This window comes from Bacillus sp. SIMBA_008, from assembly GCF_046535495.1.
GTDB classification, from domain to species: domain Bacteria; phylum Bacillota; class Bacilli; order Bacillales; family Bacillaceae; genus Bacillus; species Bacillus subtilis.
In genome coordinates this window covers 1-314 of the sequence record NZ_JAWRWL010000215.1, presented here as the reverse complement: position 1 = coordinate 314, position 314 = coordinate 1, and the positions used below count along the sequence as shown (strand labels likewise).

At 37.6% G+C, this 314-nt stretch carries 1 pseudogene; it reads left to right on the top strand.

The annotated features are described in order from the left end of the window. A pseudogene (locus tag SB658_RS22885) lies at window positions 1-282 on the top strand (RNA-guided endonuclease InsQ/TnpB family protein); the annotation flags it as partial. Window positions 283-314: the final 32 nt, after the last annotated feature.

Below are 314 nucleotides of genomic sequence, written 5' to 3'. Positions count from 1 at the left end.
GTCGCCAATCAACGTAAAAATTTCCTTCATCATAAGTCTAAAGAATTAGCTACGAACTTTGATGTTGTAGCAATCGAAGACTTACATATGAAAGGAATGTCACGAGCATTTAGATTTGGTAAGAGTGTAGCGGACAACGGTTGGAGGATGTTCACGACATTTTTAGCATATAAGCTACAAGAACAAGGAAAACAGCTTGTAAAAGTAGATAGGTGGTTTCCTTCTACAAAGATGTGTAGTAATTGTGGAAACAGAAAAGATATGCTACTATCTGAACGCACGTAGGAGTGTTCTTGTGGACTAACAATAAGTCG